Source organism: Streptomyces durocortorensis (assembly GCF_016901035.1).
Lineage (GTDB): Bacteria > Actinomycetota > Actinomycetes > Streptomycetales > Streptomycetaceae > Streptomyces > Streptomyces durocortorensis.
This window is the reverse complement of record NZ_JAFEUF010000150.1, coordinates 1938-17858: the sequence shown is the minus strand read 5'-3', so window position 1 is coordinate 17858 and position 15921 is coordinate 1938. Positions and strand designations below refer to the sequence as shown.

Genomic DNA, 15921 nt, shown 5'->3' with positions numbered 1-15921 from the left:
GCACCGGGCTGCGGTTCGTACGGTGCGCCGAAGCCTCCCTGCTCCCCCGGGCTGCCCTGCGGCGGCAGATGGTAGAACGGGGGGCAGGGGCGGCGGAGGGAGTGACGGCCTCCTCCATGCGCTGCCTGCGCTCCAGGTACTCGTCGATCCCGCGCGGCAGCATGCGCAGGGCGCGGTCGCCGAGGAGCGCCATGACCTTGTCCGTGGTCCGCTCGATGAAGAACCGGTCGTGGGAGATCACGATCATCGACCCGGGCCAGCCGTCGAGGAGGTCCTCCAGCTGGGTGAGGGTCTCGATGTCGAGGTCGTTGGTGGGCTCGTCGAGGAAGAGGACGTTGGGCTCGTCCATCAGCAGCCGCAGGATCTGGAGCCGGCGGCGCTCACCGCCGGAGAGGTCGCCGACGGGCGTCCACTGCTTCTCCTTGGTGAAGCCGAACTGCTCGCAGAGCTGACCGGCGGTCATCTCGCGGCCCTTGCCGAGGTCGACCCGGTCGCGCACCTGCTGGACGGCCTCCAGGACCCGGAGGTTCGGGTTCAGCTCGGAGACCTCCTGGGAGAGGTAGGCGAGCTTGACGGTCTTGCCGACGACGACCTTCCCGGCGGCGGGCTGCTCGTCGCCCTGCGTACGGGCGGCCTCGGCCAGCGCGCGCAGCAGGGAGGTCTTGCCCGCGCCGTTGACGCCGACGAGGCCGACACGGTCGCCGGGGCCGAGCTGCCAGGTGAGGTGGGTGAGGAGGGTCTTGGGCCCGGCCTGGACGGTCACGTCCTCCAGGTCGAACACGGTCTTGCCGAGGCGGGCGTTGGCGAACTTCATCAGCTCGCTGGTGTCGCGCGGCGGCGGCACGTCGGCGATGAGTTCGTTGGCGGCCTCGATGCGGTAGCGCGGCTTGGAGGTGCGGGCGGGGGCGCCGCGGCGCAGCCAGGCCAGCTCCTTGCGCATCAGGTTCTGCCGCTTGGACTCCTCGGTGGCGGCGATGCGTTCGCGCTCGGCGCGGGCGAAGACGTAGTCGCTGTAGCCGCCCTCGTACTCGTGGACGGTGCCGCGCTGGACGTCCCACATGCGGGTGCAGACCTGGTCCAGGAACCACCGGTCGTGGGTGACGCAGACGAGGGCGGAGCGGCGGGCGCGCAGGTGTCCGGCGAGCCAGGAGATGCCCTCGACGTCGAGGTGGTTGGTGGGCTCGTCGAGGACGATCAGGTCCTGCTCGTCGATGAGGAGCTTGGCCAGCGCGATACGGCGGCGCTCGCCGCCGGAGAGCGGGGCGATGACGGTGTCGAGCCCGTGCTCGAAGCCGGGGAGGGCGAGACCGCCGAAGAGCCCGGTCAGCACGTCGCGGATCTTGGCGCTGCCCGCCCACTCGTGGTCGGCGAGATCCCCGATGACCTCCTGGCGGATGGTCTTCGCCGGATCCAGGGAGTCGTGCTGGGTGAGGACGCCGAGGCGCAGTCCGCCGTTGTGGGTGACGCGGCCGGTGTCCGCGTCCTCCAGCTTGGCGAGCATCCGGATGAGAGTGGTCTTGCCGTCACCGTTGCGGCCCACGACACCGATCCGGTCGCCCTCGGACACCCCGAGGGATACGCCGTCGAGCAGGGCACGGGTGCCGTACACCTTGCTGACCTGCTCGACATTGACCAGATTGACGGCCATTTCACTCCTGTCCTGGGGATCCCTGCGGCGAGGACCACTCGACGTACCAGAGTAGTCGTCGCGTGGAGTGCGCTAACGTGCCGCGATCGATCATGGGGAGAAGCCCCAGGTCGTAGGGGTACGGCAGACATCCGGGGTGGGGACTTCATGACGATGACGCGTGGGACGAGAAGGGGCCGGGTTCCGGCGGCGGCTCTGGCGGCAGCGGCGGCGGCAGCGGCAGCGATGACACTGGCCGGTTGTTCGTCGTCGGCCGGGACCGGGAGCGGGACCGAGGACAGGGGCTCGGCCGGGCCGGCGGTCAGCAGCAGCGCGCCCGCCGGCGCGCCCTCGAAGGCGGCGGAGAAGGCCGGAACGGACACGGCCGAAGCCGAGGAGGCGAAGGTGGCGGCGAAGGGCGGGCGGCTCGGGGGCGCCGGTTCGGCGTGCGAGCTGCCGGTGACCTTCGATCTCGCCGCCCGCTGGAAGCCGAAGGCGATCGAGCTGGAGCCGGACTCCATCCTGGCCGATCTGGCCGAGCAGGGCACCGTGAAGATGGTCTGCGAGATCGACGCCAAGCCCACGGGGAACATCGGCTTCCTGCGGGTGTGGCGGGGCGAGGCGTCCGATGAGGACCCGCAGGCAGTGCTGAAGGCCTTCGTGGCGGACGATCCGCAAGCGGGCGAGGCCGCCTACTCGCAGGGGAAGGCCGGTGCGCTCGCGGCCGCCGAGGTCGCGTACACGGGGCACAGCGCGCTGCTCGACGAGCCGAAGAAGGAGCGCGCCTTCGCCGTCTCGACACCCGAGGGCCCGGTGCTGGTGCACCTGGGCGGGATGGACACCGAGGAGCACACAGCGATGCTGCCGGCGTACGAGCTGGCGAGGAAGTCCCTGAAGCTCGGCTGACCGGCCCGTGCCCGCCGCCGGGCCGGGGGCCTGCGATACCGTGCGGCGACCGATCAAGGGCCGGGGGGCGACGTGGTGGCAGCGGCATGGGAACGGTTCATCAGCCACCGGTGGCTGCCGAAAGCGGCGGTGGTCGCGCTCGTCGCGGCGCCGAACCCGTGGTGATCGTGGCGCTCGACGAGTACGAGTCCTTCGAGGAGACCGCGTACCAGCTCCACTACGGCCACTGACCCCTACCGCACGCCACGCCCCCGCCCCGCCCGCTCCACCAGCAGCCAGCCGCCCAGCGTCATGGCGACGGCGGCCGGGGCGCTGACCGGAACCGCGATCAGCAGGGCCGTGCGGCCGTCCAGCAGGCCGTTGAAGCCGACCATGGACAGGCCGAGGACGCCGAGCAGGCAGAGCGTCACGCCGAGGGCCGCGAGGGGGCCGTGCCCCTCTGCGGGGGCTGTGGCGGCCGGGCGTTCGAAGGTGCGGAAGGCGGCGACCAGGGCCGCGGTCAGGGCCGCCGCGAGGGCGAGCCGCAGGGGGACCTGGGTCCACCAGGCGGCCGACGCGGGGGCGGGCAGCTCGACGTCCAGGGCGAGCTGCGCCCCGTACACCCCGAACATCGCCGTGAGGTGCCAGAGGAACGCGGTCATCGCCACCCCGTTGGCCGCCACCACCGTGCGCCAGACGCGGGGGCGCTCCAGCAGGCGGGCGGCCGGGGCGCGGAGCAGCTCGACCGCGCCGACGAGCCAGAGGCCGTGGGCCAGCAGGGCGAGGGTGGGCGGGGCCATGTTGCTGACCTTCTCGCCGGGCATCCCGACCATCGAGAGCGGGTACGGGCCGAACGCCACCAGTGCGATCGCTGCGGTCAGGCCGCCACCGGCGAGCAGGGCGGCGCGGCGCAGGCGGATGCGGCCGTCGGCGCGCAGGAAGCCGAGCTGGTGGACCGCCAGCCAGACGAACGCGAAGTTGAGGAACTCGACGTACGGGACTCCGGCCGCGAAGCGCAGCACGTCCACCGCGGCCGCCGCGCCCGCAAGGCCCGCGAACGCGCCCCAGCCGTACCGTTCGTGCAGCCTCAGCAGCGCCGGGGTGAACGCGACCATCGCCAGGTAGATCCCGATGAACCACAGCGGCTGGGTCACCATCCGCAGGGTGACGCCGGTCAGCCCGCCGCCCCCGCCGAGGAGTTGGACCAGCAGCGCCGCCGCGCCCCAGACCAGGACGAACACCATGGTCGGGCGCAGCAGCCGCTGGAGCCGGGCGCGGAGGAAGGCGGAGTAGACGGAGTCCTCGGCGGCCCCGGGAGCGGCCTCGGGGCGCTTGCGAAGCAGGGAGCGGTAGGACAGTGCGTGCGAGAAGCCGCCGACGAAGAAGAACACCGGCATGACCTGGAGCAGCCAGGTCAGCGGCTGGAGCGCCGGGACGACGGCGAGCAGGTTGCCCACCCCGTCCGGGGTGACGGCGGCCATCAGCCAGTGGCCGAGCACGACCGCGCCGAGCGAGGCGACCCGCAGGAGGTCGACGTAACGGTCCCGGGTGACGGGCGTCGCCCCGGCCAGTTCACGAACACTTGATCCCATACCCGTACGGTCGCGTGCGCCGGGTGGGGGACGGCAGCGTCCTCGTACTCAAGTGGGCGGTGAGTACGAGGACGTGGCGTGTACGCATCAGATCGCCTGTGCCCCCGGCGCGGGCGAGGCCGCCACGCGTGCGTTGCGGCAGGTCCCGGACGCCGGCAGGGCGGCCGCCACCTTCTCGGCCGTCTCCTCGTCCGCCACCAGGAACGCCGTCGTCGGGCCGGATCCGGAGACCAGCGCGGCCAGTGCACCCGCCTCCGTGCCCGCCGCCAGCGTGTCCGCGAGGGACGGGCGCAGGGAGAGCGCGGCGGGCTGGAGGTCGTTGCTCAGGGCTTCCGCGAGTGCGCCGGAGTCGCCGGAGCGCAGGGCGGCCAGCAGGGCGGGGGACGCGGTCGGCTCGGGGACCTCCGCTCCCGCCGTGAGGCGGTCGAACTCCCCGTAGACGGCGGGCGTGGAGAGGCCCCCATCTGCCACCGCGAAGACCCAGTGGAACGTGCCGCCGACCTCGATCGGGGTCAGCTTCTCGCCGCGTCCCGTTCCGAGCGCGGCCCCGCCCACCAGGCTGAACGGCACGTCGCTGCCCAGCTCCGCGCAGATCGCGAGGAGTTCGTCGCGGCTCGCGCCGGTCCCCCACAGGGCGTCGCAGGCGACCAGGGCGGCCGCCCCGTCGGCGCTGCCGCCGGCCATGCCGCCCGCGACCGGGATGTCCTTGGCGATGTGGAGGTGGACGGCCGGGTCGATGCCGTACCGCTCGGCCAGCGCGAGTGCGGCCCGGGCGGCGAGGTTGGTGGCGTCCAGCGGCACCTGGGCGGCGTCCGGGCCCGAGCAGGTGATGCGCAGCTCGTCGGCGGGGGTCGCGGTGACCTCGTCGTACAGGCCGACGGCCAGGAAGACGTTGGCCAGGTCGTGGAAGCCGTCCGCGCGGGCGGCGCCCACCGCGAGCTGGACGTTCACCTTCGCGGGAACGCGGACGGTGACAGCGGCGGTCACAGCACTCACAGGGACGACACCTCCGGCTTGTTCTCCGCGATCGCCGCGAACTCCTCCACCGTCAGCGCCTCGCCGCGCGCCTGCGGCGAGATCCCGGCGGCGACGAGCGCCGCCTCGGCGGCCGGTGCGGACCCGGCCCAGCCGGACAGGGCCGCCCGCAGTGTCTTGCGGCGCTGGGCGAAGGCCGCGTCCACGACCGCGAAGACCTCGGCGCGGGACGCGGTGGTGGCGATCGGTTCCGTGCGACGGACCAGCGAGACGAGCCCGGAGTCGACGTTCGGGGCGGGCCAGAAGACCGTGCGGCCGATGGACCCGGCGCGCTTGACGTCCGCGTACCAGTTGGCCTTCACGGACGGCACGCCGTAGACCTTGTTGCCCGGGCGGGCGGCGAGGCGGTCGGCGACCTCAGCCTGGACCATGACCAGGGTCCGCTCGATGCTCGGGAAGCGCTCCAGCATGGTGAGCAGGACGGGCACGGCCACGTTGTACGGGAGGTTCGCGACGAGCGCGGTGGGCGCCGGGCCCGGCAGCTCCGTGACCAGCATCGCGTCGGAGTGGACCAGGGCGAAGCGGTCGGCGCGCTCCGGCATCCGGGCCTGGACCGTGGCGGGCAGCGCGGCCGCGAGCACGTCGTCGATCTCGACCGCGATCACCCGGTCCGCCGCCTCCAGCAGCGCCAGGGTCAGCGAGCCGAGCCCGGGACCGACCTCGACGACCACGTCGTCCGGGCGGACCTCGGCCGTGCGCACGATGCGGCGGACGGTGTTGGCGTCGATGACGAAGTTCTGACCGCGCTGCTTGGTCGGGCGTACGCCCAGTTTCGCTGCCAGGTCGCGGATGTCTGCGGGGCCCAGGAGGGCGTCGGGCTCTGTGCTGCTCACCCGGTAAGCCTACGGCCGCAGTGGGGCCACGGACTCGCCCCCCGCTGCACGTAGAGCTTCTTCGCCCGGTACGTCTGCTCGGCGGCGGGCGCTTCCTGGGGGTGTCCGCTGCCGCCGAGGGACTGCCAGGTCTGGGTGTCGAACTGGTACAGCCCGCCGTACGTGCCGCTCGGGTCGACCGCGTCGGCGCGCCCGCCGGACTCGCAGGCGGCGAGCGCGGACCAGTTCAGCCCGTCCGCCCCGGCGACGGAGGCGGGCCGCTGCCGGGTGCCGGTGCGCACGACGCGGCTCTCCGGCAGGTGGACCAGTTCCTCGGCCGTCCGGCGCGGCTTCTGCCGGACGCCGTTGACCGTACGGACGGCGTACGTGACCCGGCGTACGCCGTCGCGTCCCGCCCGCTCCACCCGCTCGACGCCCCGGAACAGCTCGGGGTCGTCGCTGCGTTCGACGGCGTACGGGATCGGCTCCTCGCGCACCTCGCTGCTGTCGGTGATCCGCATGACGGAGATCGTCTGCCCGTCGCGCGGGAAGCTCGCGGGGTCGACGGAGGTGGTGTCCTGGCCGTGCAGGGTGATGCCCGCCTCGGCGAGGGCCTCGCGGACGGTCGCGGCGTTGGTGCGCAGGGTGCGTTCCTGGCCGTCTGCCATGAAGGTCACGGCGCGTTCGGTGCGGACGGTGAGGGTGAGGCCGGTGCGGGCGATCCGGGTGGATCGGGCGGCGGAGAGGTGCGCCCCCTCGGCCCGGATCCCGAACTCGCGCAGCGCCCCGGCCACGGTGTCGGCGGTCGTCCAGACCCGGTGGCGGGCGCCGTCGAGGGTGAGGGTGACGGGCCTCCCGTAGTGGACGACGACCTCGTCGCCGTGGTCGAGGCCGGCGCCGGGGTCCGGGGAGACGCGGTCGTGCGCGCCGACCGTGACGCCTTCCTCCTCGAGCAGCTCGGTGACGTCGTCGGCGAAGGTGTGCAGGGTGCGGGGCGTGCCGTCGACCTCCAGCCGGACCGCCTTGTCGTGGGCGACGAACGCGGTGGTGCCGCCGGCCAGGAAGGCGACGACGAGGGCCTTCGGGACGAACCGCTTGAGGTTCTCGGGGTCGGCGACGAGGGTGCGGCGACGCTTGGCGGCCCGGCGCGCTTCGGCGCGGGTGGGGCCCTGCAGGGGCAGCGTGGTGTGCGGCGGCGGCCCGGTGAGCGGAGTGTCGACGAACGGGGCGTCGACCATGGTCGGGGCGTGCGCCCACACCCTGTCCCCGCCGCCCAGCGTCAGCTGATCGTGGAACGCGTCGAGACGCCCGTCCTGCGAAGTGTTCACACCGCTCCTGAAGATCCGTCCGCTGCCGCCCCGTCGTGCGCGGGGACGATAGCGGAGCAGCGGTGACTCTCCAAAGCGACACAGCTACAGAAAGTGTTCGCCTGCGGTCAGAAGTCGAACGCCCGCGCCGTGTTGTCGTAGATCGCGGCGGCGAGCGCGTCCTCCTCCAGGCCCTTGACCTCGGCCATCGCACGGAGCGTGACGGGGATGAGGTAGGGCGCGTTGGGCCGTCCGCGGTACGGAGCGGGGGTGAGGAAAGGCGCGTCCGTCTCGACGAGGACCAGCTCCGTCGGGGCGACGGCGAGCGCGTCGCGCAGCGGCTGGGCGTTCTTGAAGGTCACGTTGCCCGCGAAGGACATGAAGTACCCGGCCCGGGCGCAGACCTCGGCCATCTCGGCGTCGCCGGAGTAGCAGTGGAACACCGTGCGCTCGGGCGCGCCCGCGTCGGCCAGGACCCGCAGCACGTCCGCGTGCGCGTCGCGGTCGTGGATGACCAGGGCCTTGCCGTGCCGCTTGGCGATCTCGATGTGGGCCCGGAAGGACTCCTCCTGGGCGGCGATGCCCTCGGGGCCCGTACGGAAGAAGTCCAGGCCCGTCTCGCCGACCCCGCGCACGTGGTCGAGGGCGGCCAGCGCGTCGATCTCCGCGAGCGCCTCGTCCAGCGCCGCCTTGCCGCCGGGCTCCCGGGCCCCCTGCCGCGCGGTGCCGTCCGGATCGCCGTGGACGATGCGCGGGGCCTCGTTGGGGTGCAGGGCGACCGAGGCGTGGACGGCGGCGTGGGCGGCCGCGGTGTCGGCGGCCCAGCGGGAGCCGGCCACGTCGCAGCCCACCTGGACGACGGTGCTCACGTTCACCGCGGCGGCCCGGGCGAGGGCCTCCTCGACTGTGGCGTCCTGCATGTCCAGGTGGGTGTGGGAGTCGGCGACCGGAACCCGCAGGGGTTCGGGCAGCGGCGGGGCTTCGGTACGGCTCATGCCGACGATCGTACGAGGGGCTGACCCTCGTACGGCGCCGGCGTCCGGCCCGCAGGCGTCACCTGCGCTGGAAGGGGTGCAGCAGGTCCGAGAGCCGCCAGTGGCGGTCCGGGGCGGCGGCGGTCGACACCGTCCGGTCCTTCGCGGCGGTCTCCGCGGCGCGCGGCATCTGCTGCTTCCGCAGCAGCTCCTGGACACCCGCGACCCGCCCCGCCCGCATGATGCGCACCACGTGTCCGCCGCAGTTGGTGCAGGTGGGCGTGGAGAGTGGGGACGGAACGCGCTCGCCGTCCACCGTGTAGACGACGAAGGCGTGACCGTGCACGTCGACGTGGTGCTCTATCTCGTAGGACTGCTCCCAGCCGTACCCGCACTTCATGCAGGCGAAGGCATACGCCTCATGGACAGTGGTGGCTGCGATCTCGCTCATGCCTGCTCCTTTTGTCCGCCGGTCACACACGCCGGGGACGGCCGGCCCGCCCGAGGGTTTCGAACAGGTGGCCCGTCCCTTCCAGTGGACACCTGCACCCGGATGGACGCACCAGCTCAGAGGCATTGTTGATGCGTTCTTGGCCTGCTTTGGGCCCTCCTTTGCCGACGCATGGCGCGGGAGAGGTACGAGGCAGGACAACGCGTGACCGCCAAAGCACCGAGCGCCCCCGAGCGCGCCGCCCGCCGGTCGCGAACGCGCCCGCGCACCACCCCCTCGCACCCCTCCTCTTTTCCTTCAATTCCCGGGCTTTCACCCCACCCGCACCTCATGAATTCACCATTCAATTGAATACTCGATTTCTCCGGATGTCGCACCCCGATTTGCGGCGCCCCGATTCCTCCTTTTCACTCGTTACGTCCACCCCATTTCCCACAGGACGGGGCACAACCCATGTTCACCACGGACACCACTGCCACCGACATCGAGCTCGACCTCGACGCCGCTCTCAACCCGGGCGAGGTCGAAGGTCTGTACCGCGACTCCCGCGAGTGCGCCTACCTCGCGCTTCTCGCAGGCGGCGGCGCCCTGCTGCTCTCGCCCCCGACCCCCCGCCCGAAGAAGGGCTGAACGTCGGACCATGGACCAGACACATGCGACGTCCCCGCTCGCGGGTGCCGTGCATGACCTGGCAACAGAGGTGGTCCTCGCTCTTCGGAGCGGGGACCACCTCGCCACGGTGTGCGGCGCGGCGGGAATCGACGAGGAGAATCGGACCGGAATCGCGGCGGCACGGGTCATCGGGGCCGACCTGCTGCTGCCGAGTGTTCTGTACGGGCGTCATCCGCATCCGGGCGACGTCGCCGTACTCGACCGGGCGGTACGGGAATTCCCGCCCAAGCCCGACGCTCCGGCCGCCACGGCCTGGAGCCACTGGCACATGATCTCCACGCTCCAGCGGATGGCGCCCCCCGCCCCGGGCACGACCGCGCCCGCCCCCGGCGCGTACGCGGAGCCCGACGCCGCCTGGCTGGAGGAGGCCCCCTGGCAGGCGTTCACGCACCAGCTCTCGGTCCTCGCACCGCTCGCCGTCCCGGCCGCCCCCTCGGCCGTGCAGCGGGCAGCGGCGAACCGGGCCGTCGACCTGTCGCGCGGCTTCGTCCGCGCGGTGCGGCGGCGCGACTGGCTCCAGGCGGCGGGCGCGGGCCGCTGGCTCGCGGCGATCGGCGGCGAACCGGCGACGCTGGGCCTGGAACGCGGCCTGGACTTCGTCGAGCTGATGGGCGGCGACGATCCCCGGGTCTCCCTCCATGTGCGGGCCGCCCGGCTGATGGCCGAGGCGAGGGCGCGGTGAGGGCCCGGTGACGACGACCGCGACACAGGACCGGCCGGGGCCCGAGAGCCGCCCGGGACGGGGCCGGACCCCCGGGGCCGCGCGCGCCGTCCTCCCCGGCGTCCTGCGCACCGCCCTCGGCTGGACCGACGCGCACCGCACGCGCTTCGCGCTCCCCGACGACGTCCTGGACCCCCGCACCCAGGTCAACGGCACGCTGAAACCGCTGGGCGAGCTGGCCCAGCTCGGCTCGACGATCCGCTGCACGACCGCCCCCGGCACCCCGGAGCACGAACTGGCCGGGGATCTCGTCGCGTACGCCTGGGAGCAGGTGCACGAGGGCGCCCTGCTCCTGGAGCTGCTGCGCGCCGAGCCGTTCGCCGCTTACCCGTACGAGATCTACGCCGCCTTCGCCGGGTACGGGCTGCGCCACGAGGGCTTCGAGGCGCTGGCCCGCCCCCTCACCGCGACCCGCGCCTGGGCCCACACCGAGCAGCACGCCAACCGCCAGCTGGGCCTGGTCAACTCCGAGCGCCGGGTGGGGGTGGTGACCCACACGGACGCGGGCGGGGTGCTGTCCCGGACCTGGCTGGGCGGACTGTCGGAGCCGTGGATGTTCGAGGGCCCCTCCGGCTACGCGCTGACCCACACCGTCTTCCACCTCACGGACTGGGGCCGGATGCCCGACCGGGTGCCGGAGAAGATCGACGGCTATCTGCGGACCTGGCTGCCCGCGTGGGCGGACGGCTGCCTGGAGAGCGGCCAGTGGGACCTGACCGGCGAACTGCTGGCGGTGGCCGCGTCGCTGCCGGGGCCGGCGCCCGTCGAACTGCTGGACGCGGTCTGGCCGGTGCTGGCCGACGTCCAGCACCCGACCGGCTGTGTCCCGGAGACCGGCGCACCGGTCCAGGACCCCGCGCCGGACCCGTACCCCTTCATCGACTGCTACCACTCCACGCTCGTCACGGCCTTCGCCGCGGCCCTGTCCCTGAGGTCGCTGCACGGGAACGGCGAGCGGGGCGAGACCGGCGGGGACGTGCCCGGCCGGGAAAGGCACACCCCATGAGCAGCGGCACCACCAGCGGCATCCGGCAGATCCACGACGTGGGGGCGAAGGCCCTGGGCTGGCTGTACGAACACCGCGAGGGGTTCCGGCTGGAGGCGGACCCGTCGCCGGAGGCGGGGATGCTGGACCGGTTCAAGCCGCTGGGCGAGCTGGCGCTGATCGGGAAGGTCATCTTCCGCGAGGGCGTGGCCGGTTCGCAGCAGTCCTCGCTCGCCCACAAACTGCTGGACCACGCCTGGCACGAGCTGCTGGGTTCCGGGACGCGGCTGCTGGAGGGCCAGCGGCGCGAACCGCTCTCGCCGGTGCCGCTGGAGGTCTACGTACCGTTCCGGGAGCTTGGCTACCGGCAGCCGGACCTGGAGTCCGCGATCCGGCTCAACCACCGGCTCGCCAGTTGGGCGGCGCTGGAGGTGCTGCCGGTGCGGCGGCTCGGTCTGAGCGCGATCGAGCGGCGGTTCGGCGTGGAACCGAGCGTTCCGGAGACGGCGGCGCTGGCCCACACCTGGCTGGCGCGCAGGCCCGAGCCGTGGACGGTCGAGGGCCACATCGGCTACGACATCACGCACACGGTCTTCCACCTCACCGACTGGGGCGAGAAGCCGACCGGACTGCCCGCCGACATCGCGGAGTACCTGGCGCTGTGGCTGCCGGTCTGGCTGGACGACTGGCTGGACCTGAAGCGCTGGGACCTGCTGGGGGAACTGCTGGTCGTGGACGCCTGCCTGCCGGAGCCGACCCTGGACCCGGCGGCCTGGGCCGGGTTCGCGCAGGCCCAGGAGCCGGACGGAGCGATGCCGGTGGTCGGCGGGATGCCGGAGGGGGACGAGGAGTCGGTGTTCGACCTGGTCTACCACCCGACGCTGGTCGCCGCGTTCGCCTCGGCGCTGGCGATGTCCCGGGCCCTGTCCGACCTCAGCGCGGATCCGGCCCCGGCATGACGGACGTGACGGCGGCCCCGGTGGCCTCGCCCGGCTCCACGGCCACGGCCCGCCTCCTCGCCGAGGCCGCGCGGGCCGTCGACGCGCCCGACCTCGTGCTCGCGGTCAGCCGGAACGGGGTGCGCACGGTCCACACCGGCGGCAGTGCGGAGCCGGGCCCGGTCCCCCGCGAGCTGACGGCGTACGAGCTGGGCTCGGCGTCGAAGCCGTACGCGGGGCTGCTGCTGGCCCGGCTGGTGGCGCAGGGCCGGGTGCGGTACGAGGACCGGGCGGCGGACCTGCTGGCCCCGGGCTTCCCGGTGCACCCGGCGGTGCGCCGGATCACCCTGCGCCATCTGCTCACCCACACCTCGGGGCTGCCGGGCCTGCCCGCCGACTTCTACCCGCAGGCGGTGCCCCGCTGGTCGACCGACCCGTACGGCGGCTACCCGGCCGACCGGGTGGTCCGGGCCTTCCTGCGGGCCCGCCCGCGCCACCGGCCCGGAACCCGCTGGCGCTACTCGAACTTCGCCGTCTCGGTCCTCGGCCACACCCTCGCGGCGGCCACCGGAACCCCGTGGGAGGTCCTGCTGCACCAGCAGGTGCTGGCCCCGCTGGGCCTGGCGGCGACCCGCGTGCGGCCGGGCCCCGAGGGCACGGACGCGGTCGGCCACCGCCGCGACGGGACGCCGGTGCCCGCGCTGGACACCGGGGGCTTCACGGCGGCGGGCGCGGTCCGGGCGACCCCGCTGGACCTGCTGACGTTCCTGGAGGCGCACCTGGACGGGCCCGAGCCCCTGGACCCGACGCTGAACGCCGCGCTCACCGACGTGTGCCGCCCCCTGCTGCGGCGCGGCCTGCGGCACGCGCACACCCACACGCTCACGTGGTTCCACCACCCGTCCCCGTACGGTCCGGTCCTCTTCCACGCGGGGGCGACCCTCGGCCAGCAGGCGTTCCTCGGCTTCCGCCCGGACACGGGGCTCGCGGTGGCGGCGACGGCGACGCGGCGGGTGCACCGGGCGGACACCTTCGTGGCGACGGCGTACAGCCTGCTGACGGAAACGCCGTAGACCCCCTAAGCCTTCGGGGCCTTCTCCGCGTTCTTGGCGGCCACCACCGCGTCGAACACCTCCCGCTTGGGCAGCCCGGCGGCGGCGGCGACGGCGGCGATGGCCTCCTTGCGCCGCTCCCCCGCTTCCTCGCGCACCCGTACGCGCCGTACGAGCTCCTCGGCGTCCAGCCCCTCGTCGCCGGAGTCGGTCGCGCCCTCGACCACGACGGTGATCTCCCCGCGGACCCCCTCCTCGGCCCACACGGCCAGCTCGCCGAGCGGACCGCGCTTGACCTCCTCGTACGTCTTGGTCAGCTCCCGGCAGACGGCGGCGCGACGCTCGGCGCCGAAGACCTCGGCCATCGCCGCGAGGGTGTCGTCCAGCCGGTGGGGGGCCTCGAAGAAGACCATCGTGCGCCGCTCGTCGGCGTTCTCGCGGAGCTTGGAGAGCCGTTCACCGGCCTTGCGCGGGAGGAACCCCTCGAAGCAGAACCGGTCCACCGGCAGCCCGGACAGGGCGAGGGCGGTGAGCACCGCGCTCGGCCCGGGGACGGCGGTGACCCGGATGTCCTTCTCCACGGCGGCGGCGACGAGCCGGTAGCCGGGGTCGGAGACGGACGGCATGCCCGCGTCCGTCACCAGCAGGACGCGCGCGCCGCCGGTCAGGGCCTCCACCAGCTCCGGCGTACGGGCGGACTCGTTCCCCTCGAAGTAGGAGACGACACGCCCCGAGGTGTGGATGCCGAGCGCCTGGGTGAGCCGGCGGAGCCGCCGGGTGTCCTCGGCGGCGACGACGTCGGCCCGCTCCAGTTCGGCGGCGAGGCGCGGCGGGGCGTCCGCCACATCGCCGATGGGGGTTCCTGCGAGCACGAGCGTTCCAGTCGTTCCAGTCACATCAGCCATCCTCGCAGCACGGGCAGCGCCCTTCGCACAGATGCGTTCCCTACGATGGCGCGGTGACGAGTACCGCACCCGAGACCCAGCGGGGCCAAGACGCCGGGGATCCGCTCGGCGAACAGCCGACCTCCTGGCAACGGCGGCTGCGCCGCTTCGGCCATGTCCCCCGCCCGGAGGTCTCCCTCCGCGACCGGCTGGACCCGCCGTACACGCGGCCCGGACGGCAGGTGTGGTCGGTGCTCGCGATCCCGCCTCACGTGGCGGACAGCCTGGTGCGGTGGTCGGCCTGGGGCGGCCCGCTGCTGGTGACCCTCGTCGCGGGCCTGCTGCGGTTCTGGAAGCTGGACCAGCCGCACGCGGTGATATTCGACGAGACGTACTACGCGAAGGACGCGTGGGCGCTGGTCAACCAGGGGTACGAGGGGTCCTGGCCCAAGGACGTCGACAAGCAGATCCTGAACGACCCGTCCTCCGTGCCGATCCCGACCGACCCGGGCTATGTGGTGCACCCACCGGTCGGCAAGTGGATCATCGGCCTGGGCGAGCAGATGTTCGGCTTCACGCCGTTCGGCTGGCGCTTCATGGTGGCGGTGCTCGGCACGATCTCCGTGCTCCTGCTCTGCCGGATCGGCCGGCGGCTGTTCCGCTCCACGTTCCTGGGCTGCCTGGCGGGCCTGCTGCTCGCGGTGGACGGCCTGCACTTCGTGATGAGCCGGACCGCGCTGCTCGACCTGATCGTCATGTTCTTCGTGCTGGCCGCGTTCGGCTGCCTGGTGGTGGACCGGGACCACGCCCGGCGCAGGCTCTCCGACGCGCTGCCGGTGGACGAGGAGGGGGTGCTGCGCCCGGACGCCCGGGTCGCGGAAACCTTGCGCCTGGGGTGGCGGCCGTGGCGGCTCGCGGCGGGCCTGATGCTGGGCCTGGCGTTCGCCACGAAGTGGAACGGCCTGTACGTACTGGCCGCGTTCGGCCTGATGACGGTGTTGTGGGACGTGGGCGCCCGGCGGACAGCAGGGGCCGTGCACCCGTACCAGGCGGTGCTGCGCCGCGACCTGATCCCCGCGTTCGTCTCCACGGTCCCGGTGGCGATCGTCACGTACGTCGTGTCCTGGACCGGCTGGATCGTCACGGACAAGGGCTACTACCGCAACTGGGCGGCCACCGAGGGCAAGGACTCCTCCTGGAGCTGGCTGTTCCCGGACTGGCTGCGCAGCCTGTGGCACTACGAGAACCAGGTGTACGACTTCCACGTCGGCCTGACCTCGGGCCACACGTACGAGTCCAACCCCTGGAGCTGGCTGGTCCTGGGCCGCCCCGTCTCGTACTTCTACGAGGAGCAGACGGGCTGCCAGGAGTCGGCGACCGGCAAGTGCGCCAGCGAGGTCCTCGCGATCGGCACCCCGCTGCTGTGGTGGCTGGCGTGCTTCGCCCTGGCGTACGTGGTGTGGCGCTGGTTCTTCCGCCGCGACTGGCGGGCCGGCGCGATCGCCTGCGGTGTGGTGGCGGGCTGGCTGCCCTGGTTCTTCTACCAGGAGCGCACGATCTTCCTGTTCTACGCGGTGGTGTTCGTCCCGTTCCTCTGTCTGGCCGTGACGATGATGCTGGGCGCGATCGCGGGCCCGGCGGGAGGCGCGGGCACCCGGGCCGAACTGGGCCTCACCACCCACGACCCCACCGGCGAACGCCGCCGCACCCTGGGGGCGATCGCGGTGGGCGTGCTGGTCCTCCTGGTCATCTGGAACTTCATCTACTTCTGGCCGCTGTTCACCGGGACGCAGATCCCGGAGGACCTGTGGCGGGACCGGATGTGGCTGGACACCTGGGTGTAGAAGAGCGGCTTCGGCGGAACCGACAGGCAGAAATGCGGGGGGGGGGGGGGGGGGGGGGGGGGGGGGGGGGGGGGGGGGGCGGGGCGGGCGGGGGGGGGGGGGGGGGGCCCGGGGGGGGGCCCGGGGGGGGCGGGCCCGCGGG

At 73.3% G+C, this 15921-nt stretch carries 15 protein-coding genes; 7 read left to right on the top strand and 8 right to left on the bottom strand.

Annotated elements, in window-relative coordinates:
- Positions 1–1648: ABC-F family ATP-binding cassette domain-containing protein (locus tag JS521_RS24235; protein ID WP_239487756.1), on the bottom strand; the 1648-nt coding region annotated here is incomplete at its 3' end.
- 147 nt (positions 1649–1795) lie between these two features.
- Between JS521_RS24235 and JS521_RS24230 the strand changes: the two genes are divergently transcribed.
- The gene (locus JS521_RS24230) at positions 1796–2533 is read left to right on the top strand and encodes a lipoprotein (protein WP_372448611.1); all 738 of its coding nucleotides are present in this window, start codon (positions 1796–1798) and stop codon (positions 2531–2533) included.
- 233 nt (positions 2534–2766) lie between these two features.
- Here JS521_RS24230 and JS521_RS24220 read toward each other — a convergent pair whose 3' ends face one another.
- The 6 genes from JS521_RS24220 to JS521_RS24195 form a co-directional block, all read right to left on the bottom strand.
- Positions 2767–4104: an acyltransferase family protein gene (locus tag JS521_RS24220; RefSeq protein WP_205085054.1), complete on the bottom strand. Its 1338-nt coding sequence runs from the start codon at positions 4102–4104 to the stop codon at positions 2767–2769.
- An 87-nt stretch (positions 4105–4191) separates the two neighbouring features.
- Positions 4192–5091 (bottom strand): 4-(cytidine 5'-diphospho)-2-C-methyl-D-erythritol kinase, encoded by a 900-nt coding sequence (locus tag JS521_RS24215; RefSeq protein ID WP_205085056.1) that lies wholly within the window; start codon positions 5089–5091, stop codon positions 4192–4194.
- A gap of 5 nt (positions 5092–5096) precedes the next feature.
- A complete protein-coding gene (gene rsmA / locus JS521_RS24210) occupies positions 5097–5972 on the bottom strand; it encodes a 16S rRNA (adenine(1518)-N(6)/adenine(1519)-N(6))-dimethyltransferase RsmA (protein ID WP_205085053.1) in 876 nt (291 codons plus the stop codon).
- Positions 5969–7189, bottom strand: coding sequence for a resuscitation-promoting factor (locus tag JS521_RS24205; protein WP_239487759.1), 1221 nt, complete (start codon positions 7187–7189; stop codon positions 5969–5971). Before JS521_RS24205 ends, rsmA begins: the two co-directional genes overlap by 4 nt.
- A 197-nt stretch (positions 7190–7386) precedes the next feature.
- Positions 7387–8253, bottom strand: a complete 867-nt coding sequence (locus JS521_RS24200; protein WP_205085052.1) for a TatD family hydrolase — start codon at positions 8251–8253, stop codon at positions 7387–7389.
- Positions 8254–8311: 58 nt separating this feature from the next.
- Positions 8312–8683 (bottom strand): hypothetical protein, encoded by a 372-nt coding sequence (locus JS521_RS24195; protein WP_205085051.1) that lies wholly within the window; start codon positions 8681–8683, stop codon positions 8312–8314.
- 453 nt (positions 8684–9136) lie between these two features.
- Between JS521_RS24195 and JS521_RS24190 the strand changes: the two genes are divergently transcribed.
- From JS521_RS24190 to JS521_RS24170, 5 genes are read left to right on the top strand one after another with little or no spacing between them, the layout of a single operon-like run.
- Entirely contained in the window at positions 9137–9313 is a 177-nt protein-coding gene (locus JS521_RS24190) for a hypothetical protein (RefSeq protein WP_007455151.1), read from the top strand.
- Positions 9314–9323: 10 nt separating this feature from the next.
- Complete coding sequence (locus JS521_RS24185) at positions 9324–10037, top strand: hypothetical protein (protein WP_205085050.1); 714 nt, start codon at positions 9324–9326, stop codon at positions 10035–10037.
- A gap of 7 nt (positions 10038–10044) precedes the next feature.
- Positions 10045–11082 (top strand): DUF6895 family protein, encoded by a 1038-nt coding sequence (locus JS521_RS24180; RefSeq protein ID WP_205085049.1) that lies wholly within the window; start codon positions 10045–10047, stop codon positions 11080–11082.
- On the top strand, positions 11079–12020 hold the full coding sequence (locus JS521_RS24175; protein WP_205085048.1) for a DUF6895 family protein: 942 nt from the start codon (positions 11079–11081) through the stop codon (positions 12018–12020). The genes JS521_RS24180 and JS521_RS24175 overlap by 4 nt, the downstream gene beginning before the upstream one ends.
- On the top strand, positions 12017–13072 hold the full coding sequence (locus JS521_RS24170; protein ID WP_205085047.1) for a serine hydrolase domain-containing protein: 1056 nt from the start codon (positions 12017–12019) through the stop codon (positions 13070–13072). Before JS521_RS24175 ends, JS521_RS24170 begins: the two co-directional genes overlap by 4 nt.
- 5 nt (positions 13073–13077) lie before the next feature.
- Here JS521_RS24170 and rsmI read toward each other — a convergent pair whose 3' ends face one another.
- Positions 13078–13956 (bottom strand): 16S rRNA (cytidine(1402)-2'-O)-methyltransferase, encoded by an 879-nt coding sequence (gene rsmI / locus JS521_RS24165; protein ID WP_205085046.1) that lies wholly within the window; start codon positions 13954–13956, stop codon positions 13078–13080.
- Between the two features lie 53 nt (positions 13957–14009).
- On the opposite strand from rsmI, the gene JS521_RS24160 reads away from it, so the two are divergent.
- The gene (locus tag JS521_RS24160; protein ID WP_205085045.1) at positions 14010–15779 is read left to right on the top strand and encodes a dolichyl-phosphate-mannose--protein mannosyltransferase; all 1770 of its coding nucleotides are present in this window, start codon (positions 14010–14012) and stop codon (positions 15777–15779) included.
- Positions 15780–15921: the final 142 nt, after the last annotated feature.